Origin of the sequence: Photorhabdus akhurstii, assembly GCF_018448925.1 — a bacterium.
GTDB lineage: Bacteria > Pseudomonadota > Gammaproteobacteria > Enterobacterales > Enterobacteriaceae > Photorhabdus > Photorhabdus akhurstii.
In genome coordinates, this window is record NZ_RCWE01000001.1 from 142,155 (window position 1) to 165,393 (window position 23,239).

Consider the following 23,239-nt stretch of genomic DNA (forward strand, 5'->3'; position numbering starts at 1 on the left):
ATGGAATTAAAAAGTAAGTTAGAAGAATATACTGAAACGGAGTTTTTAGAATTAATTAGCATGATCTTTGAGGGGAAATATTCTTCTGAGGCAGAGCACGATGCAATCGTAAACAATATTGTGAGAGTCTCAGAATATCCTGGAGGTACAGATTTATTGTATTATCCTGAAGATGGCATTGAAGATAGCCCGGAAGGTGTGCTTAAAGTAGTAAAAGAATGGCGAGCCAGAAATGGTAAACCGGGCTTTAAAGAATAACCAGCCTGGTCACTTGGTACCGACATTACTGATGGAAAGAGGACCTTAGTATTGCTTTCCCCCTGGTACCCCCATATTATAAAACTAGATTTTGTTGTGGAGTTAATGGCATGAAACCATCAATAGCCTTAGCTGCTAATCGGGAGGCCATCCGTCGCGTAGTGGAGTCTCATCGAGCCCGTAATGCCCGTGTTTTCGGGTCTGTTATACACGGTGATGACACTGAGGACAGTGACTTGGACATCCTGATTGACCCGACGCCGGAAACCACTCTTTTTGACATTGGCGCGATCCGGCACGAGTTGTTGCAACTGCTCGGTGTGCCAGTGGATGTGCTGACCCCGAAGGCACTACCAGAGAAATTCAGGGCGGTTGTTCTTGCCGAGGCGGTGCCTGTATGAGCCGTGATCAGCAGCGCCTTGTCGACTATCTGGCGCACATCCTCGAAGCCATCAAGCGTATCGACAGCTACACGGAAGACATGGACGAACTGGCGTTCCTTAACAACCGGTTGGTACAGGATGCCGTGATTCGCAACTTCGAGATCATCGGCGAGGCCAGTAACAACATTGGGAAACATTATCCCGATTTCGCCATTGCTAACCCTGAATTGCCATTGTCGTTTGCTTACCAGATGCGTAATGCTTTGGCTCATGGCTACTTCAAGGTGGATCTTGAGATTGTCTGGAAAACGATCCACAGTGCTCTACCGGGGCTTTACCAGCAAATTCTAGAATTAATGCCTAAGGATTCCCACGAAATTTCGTTTGACTAAAAACGTTATTGGACCCTCAGGCATAGCATTTCCTGACTTAAGAAAATTTCAGATTAAATAATGTTATTGAATATGAAAAGAAATAAATTCCAAGCATAATGAGGATTACACCGCTGGTGTAATTAATAAACTTGATAACACGGTGACTGAGCATTTTCCTGGAGAAGAATATCACAGTATTAATAAAGGCAACCCAAACAATAACGCCAATAATTGTCCCTGTTGCACCAATAGCTAAACTATATTTACCTGATGCAATATTGTTCAGTTGTGCACTGACAGACAGCCAGAAAATAACATTATATGGATTTAATAGTGTTAACAATACACCATCAAAAAATTGCCTATGATAGGGTTTGGAGATGATATTGATATTTTCCTCATTTTTCTTATTTATGAAGCTGGTAATACCAAACCAAATGACCATTAATGCCCCTAAAAAACCCAAAATAGGCATGAAAATAGTATTGGAAAACAATTGCAATATACCAAAACCTAAGAGTAATAAATAAATTATATCGGCAAAACAGGCGCCTAAACCAAAAACTACTGCGTGAAGACAACTGATATTCAAGTGTCTACGCATAATTTCGATATTTATAGGGCCAACGGGAGCCGCAGCTCCCAATCCTAAAAGAAAAAATGTTCCTAATGTACTGATTACATCAACCATATAATTAATTCCATAACATGAGATGTTTATTTAGTGATAATCCAATGAAACTTTGTAATGATATTCTGCACCCCTCGGGAAAACTACGAATAGCATGGGGTTTCCTGGTGTTTATTATGATCAAATCTCCTTGTTCTGGTTTAATAAGGACGGATGGCGGAAGCGTGCCTCGCCAATCATTTTCTGCATTATCTTCGATTAACTCAGTAATAGGGATTTCAGGAACATCCCACAGCTCTAACTCTCCTCCAGTTGCAGGCATGCTTATATAGATATTCACTGAGAATTGCCCCAACAAATTGACCGATTGTTGTTGAAGGCCATCAAAATGAGGTTGCTTTTCAACCATGAAAGAGCGTTCTGGCCTGTTCATCACTCTGGCAATACCCGCATGCATCTTTTTACCTTCAAAGTTGGCAATACTGGCCCCGGCGGACCATATTTCATCCAGTTCTAAACGAAATTTATCGAAAGGGGCTAATACTGGAGCACAGAAATTTCTGACGTTTCTGATGGCAGGTAGTGCATTTTCAAAGTATTTTTTATAGCTATCGCTATCTTTGGATTTGCCAAAAGTTGTATTGTAAGATGGACCGATTCTATCAACACCATAATCAACTAAAACAACTTCATCTCCTTTTTTCAAATCATGAGGATGACATTCTAGATTTTCGTGGGAGAGGAAAAAATCAGAGAGCTTGTCTGCAAGAGAGCTATCAACATATTTCTTTATATGGATTGCTAACACTTCATCATTAAATAGTTTAGTAAGATGATGTTCTTGCAGAGAGTCAGATACAATTATTTTGTTTTTCATAAAAACCACCTTATTGTATTTAACATGATTTTTTGATTATTTTCCATATAAAAATAGAATGGAAACATTAATTTAATGTTATTTAAACTTAATCAATGCGATCGTAATCACAAAACAAAAAGTGGACAGTCATTTAAGTAGTTTCACTAATTTAGTGATCAATAACTAAAGTAATGTCTGATAATAATAATTTCTATTGTTTTACATATGGTTAGGTTGATTGCTCTATTAATTCATAGATTTGGTTAATAATTTCAAAAATGAATTTAATATTTAATTATAATAATAAGTGGATAATGTAACTTCTTGTGAGTTCATGATAACTTATAATGTTTATTTATGTCTGTAATGAGGATTACAGACAAAACCTTACGAAATATTTTATTTGATATCAGTATAGCAATATTGGATTTGCGACCAATATATAACATTTGTTAAGTAATGAGTAGGTGGGGTTTTCTGTATTTGCGAAGCTGTTCGCATATATTTTTGAAAAGATTGCTAGCCTGAAATTAATCTGCGAAGGTGTTTGATAATTTTTCTTATGCTTCTGGCGGCATTGTAAAAAATAAGGAATACTCTGCTGGAAAAATAAAAGAGTAAGGATGAATAAGGATGTGGTTTTCAGTTTTGACAAACAAGATAACGAAAAATTGGAAACAACCTATACCAATCATTAGCGTGAATCAGGCTGCAATAGCTATTATTATCGGTATTGTACCCTTGCTTTTTCTACCGGAGTTACCACGGAAATGGCAGATTATTACATTGCTATTACTGGCGCTATTCTGTTTATTCTTGCCATTTTGTCTTTGCCGAATGATTTCAATTTCATTACTGGCATTTCTTATTGGGTGCTGGCAGGGAAATCATCTGCTCGAACAGATAATCTATTTTAGTGAGAAAGTGCATTTATCTCGAGTTATTATTGAAAGCTTATCATTAGATAATGAAGAGCAAGGCAGGATTATTCTGCGTATTATTGAGAATGAAAACAGAGTTGTTTTTCCGCCACTGTATGTTTCCGCTTCTTGGGATATTTCGCCCGAATCTCTGTGTGCTGGTCAAGAATGGCTGTTGAAAATGAAATTGCGACCGGTTCATAGTCAGCTAAATCAGGGGGGATATGATAGCCAGCGTAGGGCATTGGCTATCCGTCAGCCTTTAACAGGGAAAGTCATTCATGCTGAATTAATTGACGGGAAATGTAACTTACGTCAGCGATTAGTCACTCATATTGCACCGGATATTCGTGAATTGAAACATAGTGGTATTGCGATGGCATTAGCATTCGGAGAGCGTCGGTGGTTAAGTAGGGAGGATAATTTATTATTGCAACAAACAGGTACGGCTCATCTTATGGCTATTTCCGGGTTGCATATTACCGTTGCCAGTATGTTTGGTTGGTGGGTGGCAAGATTATTACAACTCTTCTTTCCCGTGCACTGGATAGGGCACAGATTTCCATTGATTACTGGTTGGATAGTGGCAATAAATTATGTCTGGTTATCGGGTTGGGGCATTCCGGCTATTCGTGCATTACTAGGTTTAACGCTCTGGCTATATTTACGTTACAAAAATATTCTCTGTTTCCCTTGGCAGTGGGCATTGTGGACAGCCGCAATGATTCTCTTATTTGATCCCCTGACTGTGCTTTCTGATAGCTTCTGGCTCTCTTTCTTTGCTGTGATGGCGCTAATGTTCTGGTTCTTTTGGGCGCCGTTGATTGAGCCATTTCGTTATGGTTGGAAATGGCTATGGCTGCGTGGGTTATATATGCAGATGGGTATGATGCTGATGCTTATTCCTCTCCAGCTATTATTATTTCATGGCGTCAATTTTTCTGCTTTATTGGCTAACTTCTGGGCCGTGCCAATCATCTCTTTTATTACTGTTCCGTTGATTATGCTGGCATTAATAAGCAATTTTTGTTCCTTTATTCACGCTTTATTATGGCAATTGGTCGATTACTCTGTAACCTTCTCTTTAATTCCTTTGCCAGTTTTGCAACAATCATGGAGTGAAACTGGCCGTTTTCCCTTCTTAATAACGTTTATTGGTTGGTTTGTTGTCATTATTTGGCGATTTGCTTGGTGGCAATCATATAAGTTACTGATTGCTATTTCTTTGGGGATAATGCTCTGCTATTTGAGGCGCAATGAAGAATATCTGTGGCGATTTTCTATGCTGGATGTTGGGCATGGTCTTGCGGTTATCATTGAAAAAGATGGCAAAGCGCTGATTTTTGATACCGGTAATCGTTGGGAAACCGGCAGTATGGCTGAAAGAGTGATTGTCCCTTATTTGCGTTGGCATCGATTAACGCCAGAGCAGATTATTATCAGTCATGATCATCTTGACCATACGGGCGGATTGGAATTCTTACAACAAAAATATCCTGGTATTGCTGTGAGAAGTTCTTTAATCAATCAGCGACATCTTCCATGTATACGCGGTGAACAGTGGCGCTGGCAAGAGTTGAGCTTCCGTGTATTATGGCCGCCGGTAAGATCATTACACGCAGGTAATGACGAATCCTGTGTCATTCGGGTAGATGATGGCAAACATAGCTTACTTTTGACCGGAGATCTGGAAAAACAAGGGGAATACAAGCTATTGGGAATAGAAAAAGAGAATTTAAAATCGACCATATTGCAAGTTCCACATCATGGTAGTAATACCTCATCTACAGCCGCTTTTATTCATACCGTCTCACCACAATATGCACTGGCCTCTGTTGCACGTTATAGCCCGTGGCGACTCCCTTCGGTTAAGGTGCAGCGACGTTATCGTAAAGCCGGGGCAGAATGGCGTAGTACCGCAGTATCCGGGCAGATAACGGGTTATTTTTATGGCGATCATGTTGAAATGATGAGCTATAGGCAACAAATTATGTCACGTTGGTATCATCAGTGGTTTGGTATTCGTGGTGATCATGAGTAGAATAACCCGCTATTTCTTTTGTGTTGGTAACTCAATAATGAATGATAAAGACCTTTCTACCTGGCAGACGTTTCGCCGACTATGGCCAATTATCTCTCCATTTAGGATTGGGCTAGTAGTTGCTGCGGTTGCACTGATCCTTAATGCTGCCGGTGATACGTTAATGCTTTCATTGCTTAAGCCTTTACTTGATGAAGGTTTCGGCAAAGCAAGCAGTGATGTACTGAAATGGATGCCGCTGATTGTGATTGCTTTAATGATTATGCGAGGGCTATCCGGGTTTGTATCAAGTTATTGTATCTCTTGGGTCTCCGGTAAAGTAGTGATGCAGATGCGTCGTCATCTGTTCAGCCATATGATGGGGATGCCGGTATCATTTTTTGATCAGCAATCTACAGGGACTCTGCTTTCCCGTATTACTTATGATTCTGAACAGGTGGCTTCCTCCTCTTCCAGTGCACTGATTACCGTGGTCAGGGAAGGGGCATCCATTATCGGCCTGTTTGTTTTGATGTTTTACTATAGCTGGCAATTATCTCTGATCCTGATTGTGATTGCGCCGATCGTGTCATTAGTGATTCGCGTGGTATCGAAGCGATTTCGTGATATCAGTAAAAATATGCAGAACAGCATGGGGCAAGTCACCGCCAGTGCTGAGCAGATGTTGAAAGGGCATAAAGAAGTGCTCATTTTCGGCGGGCAGAAAGTAGAGACTGAGCGCTTTAATAAAGTCAGTAACCATATGCGTCAACAAGGCATGAAGATGGTGACGGCTTCCTCAATTTCTGATCCGATTATTCAGCTTATTGCTTCATTCGCTTTGGCTTTTGTTCTCTATGCGGCAAGTTTTCCGGAGATTATGGACACACTGACCGCGGGTAAAATTACCGTGGTATTCTCATCAATGATTGCGCTGATGCGTCCGTTAAAATCTTTGACTAATGTTAACGCGCAATTCCAGCGGGGCATGGCGGCCTGCCAGACTCTGTTTGCTATTCTGGATATGGAACAGGAAAAAGATGATGGCAAATTGGAGCTTAAAAAAGCGGACGGTAATATTGAGTTCCGTAATGTGACTTTTTGCTACCCGACCAAGGAACTGCCGGCGCTACAAAACATTTCTATGCATATCCCGGCGGGGAAAATCGTCGCTTTAGTTGGGCGTTCTGGCTCGGGTAAATCTACAATAGCGAATTTGCTGACCCGTTTTTATGATGTCAATGAAGGTAGTATTCTGCTTGATGACCATGATTTACGGGAATATACGCTCTCTTCTTTGCGCGGACAGGTTGCTCTGGTATCGCAGAATGTGCATTTATTTAATGACACGGTAGCGAATAATATTGCTTATGCCAGTGAAAACCAATATAGCCGTGAAGAGATTGAGAGGGCGGCTGAGATGGCTTACGCAATGGATTTTATCAGGAAGTTGGATAATGGCCTGGATACCATGATCGGTGAAAATGGCGTATTGCTTTCCGGTGGTCAGCGTCAGCGTATTGCTATCGCGCGTGCCTTATTGCGTGATTCTCCGGTGCTGATTCTTGATGAGGCAACTTCGGCGTTGGATACGGAATCTGAACGGGCAATTCAGGCGGCATTGGATGAATTGCAGAAAAATAGAACCTCGCTGGTTATTGCACATCGTCTTTCAACCATTGAAAAAGCGGATGAAATTCTGGTGATTGAAGATGGGCATATTGTTGAACGAGGTAATCACCTCTCTTTGCTGGAGCAACAAAATGGTGTTTACTCACAACTACATCGGATGCAATTTGGACAATGATTGAGCGCATATGGTCAGGCCGCTCATGGCTTTATTTACTGTTATTACCTTTTTCAGCCCTTTATGGGCTGATAAGTGGCTTACGGTGGTTGAGTTATAAAGCAGGGTTGAGGCAATCCTGGAAAGCGCCTGTACCTGTTGTGGTCGTGGGTAATCTAACTGCCGGTGGTAATGGTAAAACGCCGGTGGTTATCTGGCTGGTGGAGCAGTTACAGAAAAAAGGTTATCGGGTTGGTGTTGTTTCCCGCGGCTATGGGGGTAAAGCAGAAAATTATCCTCTGCTGGTGACTGAAAATGTCACCACGGCTCAGGCCGGTGATGAACCGGTATTAATTCATCGTCGAACAGCCGCACCTGTGGCAGTTGCCCCAAGACGGGTTGAAGCAGTGAAAGCATTACTGGCAGATACGCCATTGGATATAATCGTCACTGATGATGGTTTACAGCACTATGCTTTGCAGCGAGATTTTGAAATTGCGGTTATTGATGGTGTGCGCCGTTTTGGCAATGGTTGGTGGCTTCCGGCTGGTCCAATGCGTGAATTATCTAGGCGATTGAATCGGGTTAATGCCATTATTACCAACGGTGGTTCCCCTCAGTCAGGAGAATTATCGATGACATTAGCTGGCGAATTAGCTGTGAATATGGTTAGCGGTGAAAAACGCGCGGTGAATCTGATACCTCACGCTGTTGCTATGGCTGGAATCGGGCATCCACCACGGTTTTTTGCGACCTTGCAACAGTTAGGCGCTGACCTGCAAAAGGAGTATGCATTTGCCGACCATCAACAGTACACACAAGATCAATTGTGCCATCTGGCTGATACAAACCAGAATTTACTGATGACAGAAAAGGATGCGGTTAAGTGTTTTAGTTTTGCTCAGCCAAATTGGTGGTATTTACCGGTAGATGCTCGGTTTCCTCAGGAAAAGGGAGAGATAATGTTGAACAAGATCTGTTCGTTATTGGAGATGAATAAAAATATTAAGTAAATTTAATGTTTTAATCAAAGCGGCCTCTAACCCGATGATAGTTAACAGGGAGACTCTCTTCTGCTCCCTACCAAAATGGTTCCCACCTTGCCAACAATTCGTACAATTTCAGTAATTTTTCAGATTTATTTGATTTTTCGCCATTGTTAACTGATATTAAAACTATCCATTAAGGATAAACGACTATTGTGTATTCTTGGTTCAGACATGTACGATTCTGGTAGGATATCCGCTCGTATCTGTTACTTAAACGATGCACTACTCGAATGAAATGTATTTCAAGGTCAAGGTATTGAAACTGAGATGAGGTTCTATTCGAAAATTGAATAAAGGGTAAAAAGACATCAAAAACAATATATTAAATTATTGTGAGATGGACAAATGGGGGAGTTATTATGACATTACAATTAAAGATGGGTAGAGTGAAATGGTTTGATGAGCATAAAGGATATGGTTTTATTTCTCCACAGGATGGGGGACAAGACATATTCGTCAATAGAAAAGCGATTGCTAATACAAAAAACAAGTCACTCACAGAAGGGCAGGATGTAGAATTTTCAATTATTCGTAAAGGTTATGATTTAACCGCAGCAGATGTGATAGCATTCTGAAACCCTATCAAAATCAAGCTATTTTATTGCCATTCTTTAAGTGGTAAAGAGGAAGCATTGAACCATATGCAAACAAAGGTAATCGTTTTTTTAAACGGACCTTTGGTAAAACCCGGAGGGTAGCGAAGTGAGTCATTTTTGACAACGACGCTTACTCTCCGGTTTTTTGTTTGCTGTTTATATTGATGATTTATTGGCAATTAGGGTTTGCGCCAATTACGCCTACCGAGATGGTTTTGGGCTTTCACCAGCTTGCCTGATTTTTCAGTGGATAGTGTTGGGAAAGGGATCGAAAGATCAAATAACAAGAGTTAACGATGATGCCAAGCTTATGTTATTCTGGGTCGCACTAAGTTGCACTAAATTAAAGCTCCATAATTGGAGGATGTATGGATCACCGTTTACTTGAAATTATTGCCTGTCCTGTATGTAACGGAAAACTCAGCTACGATAAAGAGAATTTTGAACTCATCTGTAAGTTAGATCGACTTGCGTTTCCTGTACGTGATGGTATTCCCGTCCTGTTAGATAACGAAGCCCGTGAATTACCTCTGGATGAGGAAAAATAAGGCATGTTCACCGTTATTATTCCAGCTCGCTTTGCTTCAACCCGTTTACCCGGTAAACCTTTGGCTGATATTCACGGCAAGCCAATGATTGTACGTGTTATGGAGCGGGCAAAGCGTTCAGGTGCTAAACGTGTCATTGTGGCAACAGATAATCATGACGTTGTTGATGCAGTTGCGGCTGCCGGTGGTGAGGTTTGCTTAACCAACGAAAATCATCATTCAGGCACCGAACGGTTAGCTGAGGTTATCGACAAATATCAATTTGCCGATGATGAAATTATCGTTAATGTTCAGGGTGATGAACCACTGATTCCCGAAGAGATTATTAAACAGGTTGCAGAGAATTTGGCGGGCTGCAAAGCAGGAATGGCAACGTTGGCCGTGCAGATTCATGATGCAGAGGAAGCTTTTAATCCTAATGCAGTGAAAGTCGTTATGGATAAACAGGGTTATGCGCTCTATTTCTCCAGAGCAACTATTCCCTGGGAGCGTGACCGTTTTATACAATCACGGGAAACGATAGGAGATAATTTCCTGCGTCATATTGGTATTTATGCCTATCGCGCGGGTTTTATCCGTCGCTATGTGCAGTGGGAGCTAAGCCCGTTAGAGCAAATTGAAATGCTGGAACAACTGCGGGTACTTTGGTACGGCGAGAAAATTCATGTGGGAATTGCATTAAAAGCGCCGGCAGTGGGTGTTGATACCCCGGAAGATCTGGTCGCAGTCAGAAAAATGTTTACTGAGACTGATTAGCAGTTTGAATTTATTTTTGGATTAACGAAAGCGCGTCATTTATTGCTGTTTATTTCTATGTTGTTTATTTCTATATTGTTTCTATTGCGCTTTCGTTTCTCCATCATTTTGACTTCAAGAAGTAGCTTTAGGATTATTTCGGTTGAGAATGCTCTGATTTTTGTGGCTGTTCCAAATCTTTCGACGGTTTAATGCGTTGCCAGAGGGTGCCTAAAGTTTCATACCATACCCGTTCTGAATGAGACAGATAGTAAGCTGAGGGCAGATATTTTTCCCAAGGATGTAATGGTGAAGTGATCGCTAATTGGTTAGCTGGGCCGGGAATGGGGTTTAACCCATGCTGTTGAAAAAAAGTTATCGCTCGCTGCATATGATTGGCGGAAGTCACTAAAATAAAGGGTTGTTTACCAATCAGTTTCTCAACCTCATTGGCTTCTTGCTCAGTATCCATTGGTTTTGTCAGTGCGATCGTATCTTCTGCGGGTACGCCGAGCGATTGGGCTACGACAGCGGCGACTTCCGCGCTGCTTTTAATATTCGCCCCTTTACCACCGGTAAAGACCATTTTAGAGCCGGGGTTCAGGCGATATAAGCGAATGCCTTCTGTTACTCGCGGCAAGCTGTTGTTAAGTAAGTTTGAACTGGGCGCCCAATTTGGGTTATAAGTGAAGCCGCCACCAAGAACGACGATATAATCAACCGGTGGATTGATCTGATTGGGATCAGATGTGGCGCTTTTAGCATAAACCGATTCTAGTGGTAACAGCAGCTTATCGGCAACAGGTTGTAAACTTAGCAAAAGTAGCGTGAGCCAACTGAGTGTCAGAATCGTTTTACCTGTTTTTTGCCAACGGGTAAACCACAGCAGTAATAAAGCAGCAAGTGAAATTAGCAATATTAATGGCAGAGGCATTACCATTGCGCCGAGGTACTTTTTAAATAAAAATTGCATTTATTTACCTTGATTTGGTTGAATTATAGCCATATGGTTCACAGTTTGTCGTCAAAAGTGGTTATATCAACGAATGCTGTGCGAAAATAGCAGTTAGCGTAATGAAATCTCAACAGATAAATCAAATCTATTCCATTAGTGAGGCAGTTTTTCATGCGGGATCGCAATTTCGATGATATTGCAGACAAATTCTCTCGTAATATTTACGGCACAACCAAAGGTAAAATCAGGCAAGCCGTTGTCTGGCAGGATATCAGCGAATTACTGGTTCAATTACCTCAGCGTTCACTGCGTATTTTAGATGCGGGTGGTGGTGAGGGAAATATGGCATGCCAATTAGCTGCATTGGGTCATCAAGTGATATTGTGTGATTTATCAGAAGAGATGATCCAGCGGGCAAGGCTGGCCGCGGAAGAGAAAGGGGTCAGCCAAAATATGCAATTTATACAAAGCCCGGTACAGGAAATTAGCCAATATATAGAGCAGCCAGTAGATTTGGTATTATTTCATGCAGTGCTGGAATGGATTACCGATCAGAAATATGTAATAGAAGTGCTAATGAATATCATTAATCCGGGTGGCGCTCTGTCTTTAATGTTTTACAATGCCAATGGCTTGGTGATGCGTAATGCTATTTTAGGTAATTTTCATTTGGCGACGCCCAATATACAACGTCGCAGAAAACGTTCATTATCGCCTCAGAATCCATTGGCGCCGGAACAGGTATATCAATGGCTTGATGAATTAAATATGACGATTACCGGTAAAACCGGTGTGCGTGTTTTTCACGATTATTTGCAAAATCGCCAATTACAGAGCGAAAACTTCCCGGCGTTGCTGGAATTGGAACAGCGTTATTGCCGACAGGAGCCTTATATCAGCTTGGGGCGCTACATTCATGTCATGGCACGCAAGCCCGCTTTAACAGTTTAAAGGACAAATTATGAGTGAATATTCCCAGACTGTCCCGGAACTGGTGTCTTGGGCCAGGAAAAATGATTTTTCCATCTCCTTGCCCGCAGAAAGGTTGGCTTTTCTGATGGCCATTGCGGTGTTGAACAGCGAGCGTCTGGATGGCGAGATGAGCGAAGGGGAGCTGGTTGATGCCTTTCGTGAAGTTTGCAAAGGATTTGAGCAAACTACAGAATCTGTCGCTGTGCGGGCCAACAATGCCATCAATGATATGGTGCGTCAGAAAATTCTTAACCGTTTTACCAGTGAATTGGCCGAGAGCAATGCAATTTATCGCTTAACCCCGCTTGGGATGGGTATCAGTGACTACTATATTCGTCAGCGGGAATTTTCTACCTTACGTCTTTCGATGCAACTTTCGGTGGTGGCGAGTGAGTTGCACCGGGCTGCGGAAGCGGCAGAAGAAGGGGGAGATGAATTTCACTGGCACCGTAATGTTTTTGCGCCGCTGAAATATTCTGTCGCAGAAATCTTCGACAGCATCGACATGTCTCAGCGCGTAATGGACGAGCAGCAAAGCTCGGTGAAAGAAGATATTGCGGCGTTGCTGAATCAAGATTGGCAGGCAGCGATTGCCAACTGTGAGCAACTGTTATCCGAGACATCAGGTACGTTGCGGGAACTCCAGGACACATTGGAAGCGGCCGGAGATAAACTACAGGCTAATTTGCTGCGTATTCAGGAAGCCAACATGGACAGTGGCGGATCAGAGCTGGTTGATAAACTGGTATTTGATCTGCAAAGCAAATTGGACCGTATTATCAGTTGGGGTCAGCAGGCGATTGATTTATGGATTGGCTATGATCGTCATGTTCACAAATTTATCCGTACTGCGATTGATATGGATAAAAACCGGATTTTCTCTCAGCGCTTACGTCAATCAGTTCAACATTACTTTGATAACCCGTGGACCCTCACCATTGCTAACGCCGAACGTTTGCTCGATATGCGGGATGAAGAATTGACGTTACGCAATGAAGAGGTGACGGGTGAACTGCCATTAGCGCTGGAATATGAAGAATTCAGTGAAATAAACGAACAACTGGCAGAAATGATTGAAAAAGCGCTGTTGATATATCGACAGGAGCAGCGCCCACTGGATTTAGGTGCAGTGTTAAGGGATTACCTTGCTCAACATCCGCTCTCTCGTCACTTTGATGTGGCGCGTATTTTGGTGGATCAGGCTGTACGATTGGGTGTGGCAGAAGCGGATTTCTCTGGGTTGCCAGCGGAATGGTTAGCGATTAATGATTACGGAGCCAAGGTACAGGCACATGTCATCGACACATATTGAACAATTTATGCCGGTTAAACTGGCACAGGCGTTAGCCAATTCACTTTTCCCGGAACTGGATAGCCAACTTCGTGCGGGTCGTCATATCGGGATAGATGATCTTGATAACCATGCTTATCTGATGGATTTTCAGGAGCAATTGGAGGAATTTTACGCCCGCTATAATGTGGAGTTGATCCGTGCGCCAGAAGGCTTCTTCTATCTGCGTCCCCGTTCAACGACCTTGATCCCGCGCTCGGTATTATCAGAGCTGGATATGATGGTGGGAAAAATCCTCTGTTATCTCTATCTCAGCCCGGAACGCCTGGCTAATCAGGGGATTTTTACGGCTCAAGAGCTGTACGAAGAGCTGATCTCACTGGCCGATGAGGGCAAGTTGATGAAGTTTGTCAACCAGCGCTCCTCCGGTTCCGATTTGGATAAACAGAAATTGCAGGAAAAAGTGCGCACGACATTGAACCGTCTGCGTCGTCTGGGTATGGTCTATATCCTGCCAAATGACAGTAATAAATTTACCATTACTGAGGCGGTATTCCGTTTTGGTGCGGATGTACGCAGTGGCGACGATCCTCGTGAAGTCCAACTGAGGATGATCCGTGACGGTGAGGCAATGCCGGTTGAAGGCGGCTTGTCGCTTGATGATAGTGAAAATGATGAAACACCGGATAACTCAGCAGAAGATGCGGGAGATGAACAACCATGATTGAACGCGGTAAATTTCGTTCACTGACGCTGGTTAACTGGAATGGTTTTTTTGCCAGAACATTTGATCTTGATGAATTAGTAACCACCTTGTCGGGCGGTAATGGGGCGGGTAAATCCACCACGATGGCGGCTTTTGTCACCGCGCTGATCCCTGATTTAACCTTGTTGCATTTCCGTAACACCACCGAAGCCGGCGCCACTTCCGGTTCTCGCGATAAAGGTTTGCACGGCAAGTTGCGTGCGGGGGTCTGTTACTCAACACTGGATGTGATTAACTCTCGGCATCAGCGAGTCATCGTTGGGGTGAGGTTGCAACAGGTGGCGGGGCGTGACCGTAAAGTTGATATCAAAGCTTTTATGATCCAAGGCTTGCCAACCGCGATCCAGCCGACTCAATTACTGACGGAAAATGTCGGTGAAAGACAAGCGCGTGTATTGCCATTGAATGAACTGAAAGATCGCCTTGATGAAATGGAAGGCGTGCAGTTCAAACAATTTAACTCCATTACCGATTATCATGCGCTGATGTTTGATTTGGGTGTGATACCCAAACGCCTGCGTTCAGCGAGTGATCGCAGTAAATTCTATCGTCTGATCGAAGCTTCTCTGTACGGTGGTATTTCCAGCGCCATTACCCGTTCCCTACGCGATTATTTGCTGCCGGAAAACAGCGGTGTTCGCAAGGCATTTCAGGATATGGAAGCGGCGCTGCGTGAAAACCGTATAACACTGGAAGCTATCAGGGTAACTCAATCTGATCGCGATCTGTTCAAGCACTTGATCACTGAAGCAACTTCTTACGTTTCCGCTGATTATATGCGTCATGCCAATGAGCGGCGTACCTATTTGGATCAAGCATTGGCATTGCGTGGAGAACTGTTTGGCAGCCATAGGCAATTGGCAACCGAGCAGTATCGCCATGTAGAGATAGCGCGGGAGCTGACTGAGCAGAATGGCGCCTCTGACGATTTAGAAACGGATTATCAGGCTGCCAGTGACCACCTGAATCTGGTGCAAACCGCCATGCGTCAGCAGGAAAAAATTGATCGTTATCAGGGAGATCTGGAAGAACTTTCCTACCGTTTGGAAGAACAGACAGAGGTTGTTGAAGAAGCGGGAGAGCTACAGGCTGAATATGAAGCCAGAGCAGAAGCGGCAGAACAAGAAGTCGATGAGCTGAAAAGCCAGTTGGCGGATTACCAGCAGGCGCTGGATGTTCAGCAAACCCGCGCAATTCAGTATCAACAAGCGCTACAAGCGCTGGAACGTGCTCGTGAACTTTGCCGGTTACCGGATCTTTCCGCCGATAATGCAGAAACATGGTTAGAAACTTTTCAGGCTAAAGAGCAGCAGGCGACAGAAGCCCTGTTGGTGTTGGAACAGAAATTAAGTGTTGCAGATGCGGCTCATAATCAGTTCGAACAGGCGTATCAATTAGTCAAAAGTATGGTTGGCGAAATCAGCCGCAATGAAGCGTGGCAGAGTGCTCGTGAATTACTGCGTGATTGGCCGTCACAGCAACATCTGGCGGATCAGGTGCAGCCATTGCGAATGCGATTGTCTGAACTGGAACAGCGCCTAAACAACCAACAAAATGCAGAGCGTTTACTAAACGAATTTTGCAAACGTCAGGGGCGGCAATATCAGGCCGAAGATCTGGAAGGGTTACAGGATGAACTTGAAGCCCGTCAGGAAGCACTGAGCCTAAGCGTTAATGAAAGTGGTGAGCGCCGTATGGAGATGCGTCAGGCGCTTGAGCAACTGAAACAGAAAATTCAGTCACTGACTGCCCGCGCTCCGATCTGGCTGGCTGCGCAGGATACCCTGCATCAGCTATGTGAACAGAGCGGTGAAACACTGGCAAGCAGCAATGACGTGACGGAATATATGCAGCGGTTGCTTGAACGCGAGCGTGAAGCGACGGTGGAACGTGATGAAGTTGCGGCGCAAAAACGTGATCTTGAACAGCAGATTGAACGCCTCAGCCAACCAAGCGGTGCGGAAGATAGCCGGATGATTGCGTTAGCGGAACGTTTCGGCGGGGTTTTGCTGTCAGAGATTTATGACGATATCACCATTGATGATGCGCCGTACTTCTCCGCCCTGTATGGACCCGCGCGACATGGCATTGTGGTGCCCGATCTTTCCTTGGTGCGTCCACATCTTGAAACGCTGGAAGATTGCCCGGAAGATCTCTATTTAATTGAAGGTGATCCGCAATCCTTTGATGACAGCGTATTTAATGCCGAAGAGCAGACCAATGCGGTACTGGTTAAATCTTCCGACCGTCAATGGCGTTATTCTCGTTATCCTGAATTGCCGCTGTTTGGTCGCGCCGCCAGAGAAAATCGTTTAGAAGCCTTGAATCTGGAGCGCGACACTTTGGCGGAACGTTACGCCACGCTCTCTTTTGATGTGCAGAAAATCCAGCGTGCGCATCAGGCATTCAGTCAGTTTGTGGGCAAACACCTCTCTGTGGCATTTGATGCCGATCCGGAAGCGGAAATCCGCGAACTGAGGCAGAGTCACACGGAACTGGAGCGTGAATTATCCCGATTTGAAGAGCAGACTCAACAGCAGCGCCAGCAATATACTCAGGCTAAAGAGAGCCTGACGGCATTAAATCGTCTGATTCCTCAAGTCACGTTATTGCTGGATGAAACCTTGATCGATCGCGTAGAAGAAGTGCGCGAAGAGCTGGACGAAGCGCAGGAAGCGGCTCGTTTCCTGCAACAACACGGTTCGGCACTGGTGAAGTTAGAACCGATGGTTGCGGTTCTGCAAAGCGATCCACAGCAGCATGAGCAGTTGCAACAGGACTATGAAACCGCTAAACAGAGTCAGCATCAGGCTAAACAACGGGCTTTCGCGCTGGTGGAAGTGGTACAGCGTCGTGCGCATTTTAGCTACAGCGATTCTGCCGGTATGCTCAACGAAAATGCGGATCTGAATGACAAACTGCGTCAGCGTCTGGAACATGCAGAATCGGACCGCAGCCGCGCTCGCGAACAACTACGTCAACAGCAAGCGCAATATTCCCAATTTAACCAAGTGCTGGCATCTCTGAAAAGTTCTTACGAAACCAAACAGGATATGCTGAAAGAGCTGCATCAGGAGATGAAAGAGATTGGTGTTCAGGCGGATGCGAATGCTGAAATGCGTGCTCGCGAGCGCCGTGATCGACTCCATGAAGCGCTCAGTACTAACCGTTCCAGAGTCAACCAGCTTGAGAAGCAGATCGCTTTTTGCGAAGCAGAAATGGAAAGTTTGCAGAAAAAACTGCGGAAATTGGAACGCGATTACCATCAAATCCGTGAACAGGTGGTTTCTGCCAAAGCGGGCTGGTGCGCGGTAATGCGCATGGTGAAAGATAACGGCGTTGAACGTCGCTTGCATCGTCGTGAATTGGCGTATATGGAGGGCGGCGCGTTACGTTCCATGTCGGATAAGGCATTGGGGGCGTTGCGTCTGGCAGTGGCGGATAACGAACATCTACGTGATGCGCTGCGTTTATCCGAAGATCCGAAACGGCCTGAACGTAAAATTCAGTTTTTCATTGCTGTTTATCAGCATCTGCGTGAACGTATTCGTCAAGATATTATCCGCACTGACGATCCGGTTGACGCCATTGAACAGATGGAAATCGAGCTGGCTCGTTTGACGGAAGAGCTGACTGCCCGTGAACAGAAATTAGCGATTAGCTCGAAGAGTGTGGCGAATATTATCCGCAAAACCATTCAACGTGAGCAGAACCGAATCCGAATGTTGAACCAAGGGCTACAAGCGGTTTCCTTCGGACAGGTTCGTGGTGTGCGGTTGAATGTAAACGTGCGTGAAAGCCACGCGATATTGCTGGATGTGTTGTCTGAACAGCAGGAACAACATCAGGATCTATTTAACAGCCAGCGATTGACCTTCTCGGAGGCAATGGCAAAACTTTATCAGCGCTTGAATCCGCAGGTGGATATGGGGCAGCGCTTGCCGCAAACCATAGGTGAAGAGTTGTTGGATTATCGCAACTATCTGGAACTGGATGTTGAAGTTAACCGCGGATCGGATGGCTGGTTAAAAGCAGAGAGTGGGGCGCTGTCGACAGGTGAAGCGATTGGTACCGGCATGTCGATATTGGTGATGGTGGTGCAGAGTTGGGAAGAAGAGTCCCGTCGTCTGCGTGGTAAAGATATTTCCCCTTGCCGGTTGCTATTCCTCGATGAGGCGGCGCGTTTGGATGCTAAATCCATTGCCACTCTATTTGAACTATGCGAACGCCTGCAAATGCAGTTGATTATCGCCGCCCCGGAAAATATCAGCCCTGAAAAAGGGACCACTTATAAACTGGTGCGTAAAGTGTTTAAAAACCACGAACATGTGCATGTGGTTGGGCTGCGAGGATTTGGACAGGATGCACCGGCAACTCAATTAATTTCAGATGTTACCGCTTAATTAAATGGGTGACTTGCAATAGTCATAAAAATAAAGAGAGTGCGCCACGGATGGCGCAAATAGTTATTTGGCTTGATGTTGTACCCAATGTTTGGGTGTGATTTATACTATATTGAAAAGGTCATATTATGCGGAAGACCACATATAGTGTTGCAAAGGGAAATCTTGCTTCGATTATGGATCAAGCTGTTAAGGATTGCACACCAACATTGATTACCAGACAAAATGGTGGAGATTGTGTCATTATTTCGAGTGCGGAATATGCAAGCCTTGAAGAGACTGCCTATCTGCTACGTTCACCGGCTAACGCTAAACATTTGCTCAAATCATTAGAGCAGGTGAGTAATGGAAATTTACAAGAAAGACAGTCACCAAAGAATCATAAACAAGATCTTTAGCTGCAACCTGTTATTTTAGATAGAAAAAAGGCTTTATTTATGGTCTGATAATTGTCGCTAAACAAAATACCGAGAACAGAGAATAAAGCCGATGATGATTATCTCCACTACAGTAATCTCAGTATGAAAAATAGAACTTACAGTAATCCAATAATCGTTTATGGCTTAATAACTTGATCTTCAATATTAAATTTGAATAATGCATCCTCGTTTAAAGTTCTTGGCAGTAGCATTTTAACAATAGGCAAAAACTTACCTGTTGCGTTTTTATAATCACGCTGATCTTTTTGTGCATCAGCTAAACCTGAATTTTCTGAATAAAAAAGGGCTTCAATAGGTAATTTATTAGGCTCATTTTCTTCCCAGATTGAAATTCTGATTTCATTCTGTTTTGGTGGAGTATTAGGAGTACGTGGAAGTTTTTTGATACTTTCTAACATTTGATAGAAAGCTATAGCTGGATTATTCACATCTTGAGTAACATTAAATCCACATTGAAAAATATCTTGAGAGTTTACTTTCCTATAATTTTTTATCCAATCATCGGAATTCATCACATTTTGTTCTTGGCAAGATTTACCTTTACCTTTCGACTTAGTGATATTTTCACCACAACCTTGATTCGCTCTCTCATTTGTATAGCCATCAATAGGAAATGCACACAATACAGAAAAATCGACTCTATCTTTAGGCGCTATATGTTCAGGGAAAACAATAAATCCATTTCTATATCCATAAGCTAAACGTTTAAACTTAGCGTCTTTCCTTAAATATGAAAAAGAAACACCACCACTTTTTATAGATGATGGGCTAGGTTGCCAAAATCTATAATCATTTGAATGTTTAGTGCCACGCAATATAACTCCAGAGCAAAGAAAAGCAGGTGATTGAGCATCACCACAATCTTTGACGGTATTATTATATTGTTGGGTCAATATATTAGCAATATCATTTTGTACATCGATTTTATTTTCTGTTTGCGTGAAAGAAAAAGTATTTTCTGAAAAAAAGACAATACTAAGGAGCAAACCTATGGCAGGCTTTTTCATAAAATCCTCACTTAATTTAAAGTGCGTTAATTGAAATTAAATTGTTCCCCATTTACTTCCTAGTAGAGTTTTTCATTGTTTTGCTTATATCACAACTATCAGATTTGATAGTTGTTCTAGTCAATTATTGGACTAATCTTAGTATTAACGTTTTGAAATATTTAACAATACTCAGGTTAAATTATGATTGACTTATATGAATTTTATTCGGATTGTGTTGTTGAGGAGTTTAATGATCTCCATTTTGTTATTAAAACCATTCAATCTATTACTGATATAGAATGGTATTCTCTCTTTTACTCTTCAACTAAAAGTAATATTAAAGAATCAAATTTCATCACCAATAATGATCAATTAGCCTTAAACTATCAAAAAGATAAATATATCAATAACAATCCAATTTTTGAATATTGCATAAAAAACACTATCCCTTTCATATGGGATTGCAATAAACTAGAAAAAAAATCACTTTTTTCCCATGAAATTAAAGATTATGGAATAAATCATGGCATATCTTTTCCTATGCATGGTATTAATCATGAGTTTGGAATTTTAACTTTATCTTTTTATTGCAAAGAAGATGATTATATAAGGACAATAAATAAAAATTTCAATCAATTAATAGCATTAAGAGACATAATACTACACTATTTAATTATTTTAAAAAACAAAAAAAACAACATTAAATTAAGTAAAAGAGAAAAAGAAGTTTGCTCTTGGTATTTAATTGGAAAAACAACATGGGAGATATCACGCATACTTAATTGCTCAGAAGCAAATGTTAATTTTCATTTTAAAAAAATTAGAGAAAAATTTAATGTTAACTCTAGAGGTGCAGCCATAATAAAAGCCATTGAAAATGGTCAAATAGAATTATGAAGCCTTGTTTTGCTATCAATTTTGATAGTTGTGATATAAGCAAAACAGTGAAAAACTTTATTAGGAAGTGAACGGAGAACAATTTAATTTCAATTAACGCACTTTAAATTAAGTGAGGATTTTATGAAAAAGCCTGCCATAGGTTTGCTCCTTAGTATTGTCTTTTTTTCAGCAAATACTTTTGCCTTCACGCAAACGGGAAATGAAACCGATGTACAAAATGATATTGCTAATGTATTAACCCAACAATATAATAATACCGCTAAAGACTGTGGCGATGCTCAATCACCCGCTTTTCTTTGCTCTGGAGTTTTGATGAGAGGAACTCGGCCTGGATTTAATTTTTGGAAGTTAAATCCATCTTCTATAAAAAATAATGGAGTTTCTTTTTCATATTTAAGAAAAGATGCTAAATTTGGCAATACATTTGCTAGCGTAAATGGTTTTATTCTTTTTCCTGAACAGATGGCCCCTGAGGATAAGATTAAAGTTCCTGTATTATGCTCCTATGTTATTGATGCGAATACTTGGGGGCGTCAGGGAAATTATTGTGGCGCACCGCCTAAACCCTCAGATGGAAAATCATGCCAAGATTTTGGTGTTTTCACCGCTCATCAATTAAATAAAGCTATTGTAAGAAAATCTGCATGGGGAGTCTGTGCATTTGATGTTAGACCGACGGCTAAAGATCCAGCAGATGCTTTTTATCAAACATTACTTGCAATGCCTTATCATGGTAATGGTTTAAATTATAATGAGATAGTCGTTCAACCTTGGGATGAGAATAAGCCACAAACATTACCTATTGAAGCCCTTTTTTATTCAAACAGTGCAGGTTTAATTAATGCACAAAAAGATCAACGTGATTATAAAGATGCAACAGGTAAATTTTTACCTATTGTTAAAATCGAATTACCTAAAGGTACAAATGTAAAACAGGCAACAGATGCTGTATTTACATTTAACCCTAAAGATCAAGTTGTGAGTCAGTAGTAAATATTGTAGTTATACCCTATGGATTTCAAGATGCATCGGAGCGGCAAAGGAGCGAATCCCCGGGAGCATAGGTAACTCTGTGACCGGGGGGAGCGAGTCGATTGTGTCATTATTTCGAGAGTGGAATACGAAAGTTTTGAAGAAAGCGCTTATTTATTACGATCATCAGCTAATGCTAAACATTTACTTAAATCATTAGAGCAGGTAAGTGGTAGGAGTTTGCAGGCAAGAGAGTTAGATAAATAAACGCTTTAATAAAGAAAAAGCGCCAAGAATGGCGCAATAATTATTCGAAACCAAGTATTTTTAGTTTATGTCAAAGGCCAATTTAAAAATACCACACTATCATTGTAATTATTATTGGTACCGTTTTCAGCACCGATAATAGCTGTTCCCGGTTTGCCATCAAATATATTATCGAAATAACGCAGCTTGCATGGTTTGCCATCCCCCTCAATCTCAATACAGACTTTGCCTGTACCTGATGCGTAGGCTTTAGTTGCCATTAGATTATTTTGTCCATCACTGATTAATGTATCTACCAGAAGATCGTCAATATATATATATACTTTTACAGTTTGCGGAGTATCTGTATTAGCGTAGGCTATCAGGGCAAATATAATACTTTGGGGTAACTGGAAACAATGTTTACCCGTGTCATTAGTACCACATGTTCCACTACAGACGCCACTATTGTCTCGGTGACTGCCTAATAAATCAATATCGACCGATACTGCCGCTTGAATATTTTTGAAGGCTAATCTTCTCCAACCCTCATTATCGCTGGAGATGATGATAGGTCCGGCATCAAGTGCATTCAATTTTTGATCGAACCGAATAAAAGAATCATCTTTGAAAAAATAAATAAAATTTCCATCAATAGTTGGCCACAAAATAGCGGCATCAAGGTTGGTACTAAATTCTGCATATTTCCCGGTCATTCCCCACCGGTCTGAAATAGTATTCATCTTAATTGTGTGTAAATCGATGGTGTAATCTACACAGTGTCTACCTTTAAAAAAACAAACAGTGTTTGTGGTCAATTCTATAGCTGCATCTATTCCATTTTCAAATTCTGTTCCTTCTAATCCAGGCCAGCCATCTACAATGAAATTTGGCTTATCAACGACCTGTGCTTTCGCGATATCGAATTTAAGACACAGTGAACCTTTGAAAAAATATAAAAAACCATTTAAATTAATAATATCGTCAATATATCTTTGGAACTCGGCAGGCAGGTTGGGCCAATCTTTATTGATGGGTTGGGGATAACCAATGTATGTGTTTAAACATTGATTATTGAATTTAATGTTTTCTTCATTCAGGAAGAAGTAACTAGATATATTCATTGTTATATATCCTTTGTAGTTA

Annotated in this window: 21 protein-coding genes; 16 read left to right on the forward strand and 5 right to left on the reverse strand. The window is 42.1% G+C overall.

The window, feature by feature from the left end; genetic code table 11:
- From EAE93_RS00635 to EAE93_RS00645, 3 genes are all read left to right on the forward strand, one after another.
- Complete coding sequence (locus tag EAE93_RS00635; RefSeq protein WP_036806785.1) at window positions 1-258, forward strand: bacteriocin immunity protein; 258 nt, start codon at window positions 1-3, stop codon at window positions 256-258.
- 110 nt (window positions 259-368) lie between these two features.
- Window positions 369-659 carry a nucleotidyltransferase family protein gene (locus EAE93_RS00640; RefSeq protein WP_036806788.1) on the forward strand — a complete coding sequence of 97 codons (291 nt, stop codon included), beginning with the start codon at window positions 369-371 and terminating at the stop codon, window positions 657-659.
- Window positions 656-1,033, forward strand: a complete 378-nt coding sequence (locus EAE93_RS00645; RefSeq protein WP_036806791.1) for a HepT-like ribonuclease domain-containing protein — start codon at window positions 656-658, stop codon at window positions 1,031-1,033. The genes EAE93_RS00640 and EAE93_RS00645 overlap by 4 nt, the downstream gene beginning before the upstream one ends.
- Before the next feature lie 37 nt (window positions 1,034-1,070).
- On the opposite strand, the gene EAE93_RS00650 is transcribed toward EAE93_RS00645, so the two are convergent.
- Window positions 1,071-1,706 (reverse strand): LysE family translocator, encoded by a 636-nt coding sequence (locus EAE93_RS00650; protein WP_036806793.1) that lies wholly within the window; start codon window positions 1,704-1,706, stop codon window positions 1,071-1,073.
- A 4-nt stretch (window positions 1,707-1,710) separates the two neighbouring features.
- A complete protein-coding gene (locus EAE93_RS00655) occupies window positions 1,711-2,523 on the reverse strand; it encodes a 2OG-Fe(II) oxygenase (RefSeq protein WP_036806796.1) in 813 nt (270 codons plus the stop codon).
- 615 nt (window positions 2,524-3,138) lie between these two features.
- Between EAE93_RS00655 and EAE93_RS00660 the strand changes: the two genes are divergently transcribed.
- From EAE93_RS00660 to kdsB, 6 genes are all read left to right on the forward strand, one after another.
- Window positions 3,139-5,466: a ComEC family protein gene (locus tag EAE93_RS00660; protein WP_044467025.1), complete on the forward strand. Its 2,328-nt coding sequence runs from the start codon at window positions 3,139-3,141 to the stop codon at window positions 5,464-5,466.
- Between the two features lie 34 nt (window positions 5,467-5,500).
- On the forward strand, window positions 5,501-7,252 hold the full coding sequence (msbA, locus tag EAE93_RS00665; protein ID WP_105397288.1) for a lipid A ABC transporter ATP-binding protein/permease MsbA: 1,752 nt from the start codon (window positions 5,501-5,503) through the stop codon (window positions 7,250-7,252).
- Window positions 7,249-8,244, forward strand: coding sequence for a tetraacyldisaccharide 4'-kinase (gene lpxK, locus EAE93_RS00670; protein ID WP_214038850.1), 996 nt, complete (start codon window positions 7,249-7,251; stop codon window positions 8,242-8,244). The genes msbA and lpxK overlap by 4 nt, the downstream gene beginning before the upstream one ends.
- 395 nt (window positions 8,245-8,639) lie before the next feature.
- Window positions 8,640-8,855 (forward strand): cold-shock protein, encoded by a 216-nt coding sequence (locus tag EAE93_RS00675; protein WP_036781154.1) that lies wholly within the window; start codon window positions 8,640-8,642, stop codon window positions 8,853-8,855.
- Between the two features lie 389 nt (window positions 8,856-9,244).
- Window positions 9,245-9,424 carry a Trm112 family protein gene (locus tag EAE93_RS00680; protein WP_110086178.1) on the forward strand — a complete coding sequence of 60 codons (180 nt, stop codon included), beginning with the start codon at window positions 9,245-9,247 and terminating at the stop codon, window positions 9,422-9,424.
- A gap of 3 nt (window positions 9,425-9,427) precedes the next feature.
- Window positions 9,428-10,180, forward strand: a complete 753-nt coding sequence (gene kdsB, locus EAE93_RS00685) for a 3-deoxy-manno-octulosonate cytidylyltransferase (protein WP_214038851.1) — start codon at window positions 9,428-9,430, stop codon at window positions 10,178-10,180.
- 133 nt (window positions 10,181-10,313) lie between these two features.
- On the opposite strand, the gene elyC is transcribed toward kdsB, so the two are convergent.
- Window positions 10,314-11,132: an envelope biogenesis factor ElyC gene (gene elyC / locus EAE93_RS00690; protein ID WP_214038852.1), complete on the reverse strand. Its 819-nt coding sequence runs from the start codon at window positions 11,130-11,132 to the stop codon at window positions 10,314-10,316.
- Between the two features lie 153 nt (window positions 11,133-11,285).
- Between elyC and cmoM the strand changes: the two genes are divergently transcribed.
- The 5 genes from cmoM to EAE93_RS00715 all read left to right on the forward strand — a co-directional run bounded on the left by cmoM (window position 11,286) and on the right by EAE93_RS00715 (window position 18,944).
- The gene (gene cmoM / locus EAE93_RS00695) at window positions 11,286-12,065 is read left to right on the forward strand and encodes a tRNA uridine 5-oxyacetic acid(34) methyltransferase CmoM (protein ID WP_036806807.1); all 780 of its coding nucleotides are present in this window, start codon (window positions 11,286-11,288) and stop codon (window positions 12,063-12,065) included.
- A gap of 10 nt (window positions 12,066-12,075) precedes the next feature.
- Window positions 12,076-13,398, forward strand: coding sequence for a chromosome partition protein MukF (mukF, locus tag EAE93_RS00700; RefSeq protein WP_036806809.1), 1,323 nt, complete (start codon window positions 12,076-12,078; stop codon window positions 13,396-13,398).
- Entirely contained in the window at window positions 13,379-14,101 is a 723-nt protein-coding gene (gene mukE, locus EAE93_RS00705) for a chromosome partition protein MukE (RefSeq protein WP_214038853.1), read from the forward strand. The genes mukF and mukE overlap by 20 nt, the downstream gene beginning before the upstream one ends.
- Complete coding sequence (gene mukB, locus EAE93_RS00710) at window positions 14,098-18,546, forward strand: chromosome partition protein MukB (protein ID WP_214038854.1); 4,449 nt, start codon at window positions 14,098-14,100, stop codon at window positions 18,544-18,546. The genes mukE and mukB overlap by 4 nt, the downstream gene beginning before the upstream one ends.
- Window positions 18,547-18,674: 128 nt before the next feature.
- Window positions 18,675-18,944 carry a type II toxin-antitoxin system prevent-host-death family antitoxin gene (locus EAE93_RS00715; RefSeq protein WP_036806818.1) on the forward strand — a complete coding sequence of 90 codons (270 nt, stop codon included), beginning with the start codon at window positions 18,675-18,677 and terminating at the stop codon, window positions 18,942-18,944.
- 158 nt (window positions 18,945-19,102) lie between these two features.
- On the opposite strand, the gene EAE93_RS00720 is transcribed toward EAE93_RS00715, so the two are convergent.
- The gene (locus EAE93_RS00720; protein ID WP_250150831.1) at window positions 19,103-19,993 is read right to left on the reverse strand and encodes an N-acyl homoserine lactonase; all 891 of its coding nucleotides are present in this window, start codon (window positions 19,991-19,993) and stop codon (window positions 19,103-19,105) included.
- A gap of 183 nt (window positions 19,994-20,176) precedes the next feature.
- Here EAE93_RS00720 and EAE93_RS00725 point away from each other — a divergent pair, with 183 nt between their 5' ends.
- Window positions 20,177-20,872: a helix-turn-helix transcriptional regulator gene (locus EAE93_RS00725; RefSeq protein WP_105397196.1), complete on the forward strand. Its 696-nt coding sequence runs from the start codon at window positions 20,177-20,179 to the stop codon at window positions 20,870-20,872.
- A gap of 123 nt (window positions 20,873-20,995) precedes the next feature.
- Entirely contained in the window at window positions 20,996-21,865 is an 870-nt protein-coding gene (locus tag EAE93_RS00730) for a hypothetical protein (protein WP_214038855.1), read from the forward strand.
- 314 nt (window positions 21,866-22,179) lie between these two features.
- Here EAE93_RS00730 and EAE93_RS00735 read toward each other — a convergent pair whose 3' ends face one another.
- Window positions 22,180-23,217: a fucose-binding lectin II gene (locus EAE93_RS00735; protein ID WP_214038856.1), complete on the reverse strand. Its 1,038-nt coding sequence runs from the start codon at window positions 23,215-23,217 to the stop codon at window positions 22,180-22,182.
- Window positions 23,218-23,239: the final 22 nt, after the last annotated feature.

What these genes read in the sequence shown, in the direction of transcription:
- cmoM (WP_036806807.1), top strand. Translation starts at nt 11,286, where the DNA reads ATGCGGGATCGCAATTTCGATGATATTGCAGACAAATTCTCTCGTAAT.
- EAE93_RS00720 (WP_250150831.1), bottom strand. Translation starts at nt 19,993, where the DNA reads ATGAAAAAGCCTGCCATAGGTTTGCTCCTTAGTATTGTCTTTTTTTCA.
- mukB (WP_214038854.1), top strand. Translation starts at nt 14,098, where the DNA reads ATGATTGAACGCGGTAAATTTCGTTCACTGACGCTGGTTAACTGGAAT.
- EAE93_RS00715 (WP_036806818.1), top strand. Translation starts at nt 18,675, where the DNA reads ATGCGGAAGACCACATATAGTGTTGCAAAGGGAAATCTTGCTTCGATT.
- mukF (WP_036806809.1), top strand. Translation starts at nt 12,076, where the DNA reads ATGAGTGAATATTCCCAGACTGTCCCGGAACTGGTGTCTTGGGCCAGG.
- EAE93_RS00650 (WP_036806793.1), bottom strand. Translation starts at nt 1,706, where the DNA reads ATGGTTGATGTAATCAGTACATTAGGAACATTTTTTCTTTTAGGATTG.
- EAE93_RS00675 (WP_036781154.1), top strand. Translation starts at nt 8,640, where the DNA reads ATGACATTACAATTAAAGATGGGTAGAGTGAAATGGTTTGATGAGCAT.
- EAE93_RS00730 (WP_214038855.1), top strand. Translation starts at nt 20,996, where the DNA reads ATGAAAAAGCCTGCCATAGGTTTGCTCCTTAGTATTGTCTTTTTTTCA.
- kdsB (WP_214038851.1), top strand. Translation starts at nt 9,428, where the DNA reads ATGTTCACCGTTATTATTCCAGCTCGCTTTGCTTCAACCCGTTTACCC.
- EAE93_RS00735 (WP_214038856.1), bottom strand. Translation starts at nt 23,217, where the DNA reads ATGAATATATCTAGTTACTTCTTCCTGAATGAAGAAAACATTAAATTC.
- EAE93_RS00645 (WP_036806791.1), top strand. Translation starts at nt 656, where the DNA reads ATGAGCCGTGATCAGCAGCGCCTTGTCGACTATCTGGCGCACATCCTC.
- EAE93_RS00725 (WP_105397196.1), top strand. Translation starts at nt 20,177, where the DNA reads ATGATTGACTTATATGAATTTTATTCGGATTGTGTTGTTGAGGAGTTT.
- EAE93_RS00655 (WP_036806796.1), bottom strand. Translation starts at nt 2,523, where the DNA reads ATGAAAAACAAAATAATTGTATCTGACTCTCTGCAAGAACATCATCTT.
- EAE93_RS00680 (WP_110086178.1), top strand. Translation starts at nt 9,245, where the DNA reads ATGGATCACCGTTTACTTGAAATTATTGCCTGTCCTGTATGTAACGGA.
- EAE93_RS00635 (WP_036806785.1), top strand. Translation starts at nt 1, where the DNA reads ATGGAATTAAAAAGTAAGTTAGAAGAATATACTGAAACGGAGTTTTTA.
- EAE93_RS00640 (WP_036806788.1), top strand. Translation starts at nt 369, where the DNA reads ATGAAACCATCAATAGCCTTAGCTGCTAATCGGGAGGCCATCCGTCGC.
- EAE93_RS00660 (WP_044467025.1), top strand. Translation starts at nt 3,139, where the DNA reads ATGTGGTTTTCAGTTTTGACAAACAAGATAACGAAAAATTGGAAACAA.
- elyC (WP_214038852.1), bottom strand. Translation starts at nt 11,132, where the DNA reads ATGCAATTTTTATTTAAAAAGTACCTCGGCGCAATGGTAATGCCTCTG.
- lpxK (WP_214038850.1), top strand. Translation starts at nt 7,249, where the DNA reads ATGATTGAGCGCATATGGTCAGGCCGCTCATGGCTTTATTTACTGTTA.
- mukE (WP_214038853.1), top strand. Translation starts at nt 13,379, where the DNA reads ATGTCATCGACACATATTGAACAATTTATGCCGGTTAAACTGGCACAG.